This is a genomic window from Staphylococcus sp. HMSC13A10, from assembly GCF_001808005.1.
Classification (GTDB): Bacteria; Bacillota; Bacilli; order Staphylococcales; family Staphylococcaceae; genus Staphylococcus; species Staphylococcus pasteuri.
This window is the reverse complement of sequence record NZ_KV791850.1, coordinates 1-844: the sequence shown is the minus strand read 5'-3', so window position 1 is coordinate 844 and position 844 is coordinate 1. Positions and strand designations below refer to the sequence as shown.

At 26.4% G+C, this 844-nt stretch carries 2 protein-coding genes; both read right to left on the bottom strand.

What is annotated here, in order from left to right:
• Nucleotides 1-25: 25 nt before the first annotated feature.
• The gene (locus HMPREF3125_RS03890; RefSeq protein WP_002487969.1) at nucleotides 26-511 is read right to left on the bottom strand and encodes a helix-turn-helix domain-containing protein; all 486 of its coding nucleotides are present in this window, start codon (nucleotides 509-511) and stop codon (nucleotides 26-28) included.
• A gap of 18 nt (nucleotides 512-529) precedes the next feature.
• Nucleotides 530-844, bottom strand: a 315-nt coding sequence (locus HMPREF3125_RS03885; RefSeq protein ID WP_141738045.1) for a replication initiation protein, incomplete at its 5' end; no start/stop codon positions are given.

Sequence of the window (844 nt, the reverse complement as noted above, 5' to 3'; positions counted from 1 at the left end):
ATTCACGCCTTTAGGCGTGAATACATTATTTTTTTTTGAATAGTTTAGAAAAGATAGATTGTTTTTGTTCATTTTTTTTTGATGCTTTTGGAGTAATGATATCTTCTTTTGAATCTATATTATCAGTTTCTATTTTTTTGGTATTACTTAATATATTTTGGCTATTTAAATTCAAAGATTGTTCTTGTTTTAATGCAATTGTTAAATCGTCAATTTGTCGATTCTTTTGTCGAATTTCTGATTCTAAATGCTCTATGTATTTATCGATATAACTGCTATATTGGTTATTTAATGATTCTGTTTTGTTTGTCGATTTTTCATCAAATTTTGTCGATTCTTTTGTCGTTTTTTTATTTAAAATTGTTTTTAGATAATCTATTGTATTATCATCTATTAATGATTTGTTACCTACTTTGTTTACCTTCAAATTTGAAGGTAAACTTTTTAAATGATAATGAATTGTTTGTTTAGAGACATCTAAAAGTTCAGAAACTTCCTTTACAGTTTTCATCAAATAACTGGGTCTCCTTTACTTTTTCATTTTTTGTAAAAACGCTTGACGTTCTTCTTCTGTATACGCAGATGTCTTAGATGTGGTTGGTTCATAAGTGTTATTTTTTAACCATTGTGGCGTCATTTCACGGCTTATATATTGTTTTGGTTTGCCTGTACTTATCATATTAGATTGTCGTTTCGAATGAATACGTTTCTCAGGTTCAAAAGAAAATTCTAACCATTCAATCTTTCGTCCTTTTTTAGCTTTAATTTTATTAATATTGAGATTTTTAAATAAAAAGGGTTCTGTTGCAAAGTAAAAAATATAGCTAATCACTAATTTATCATG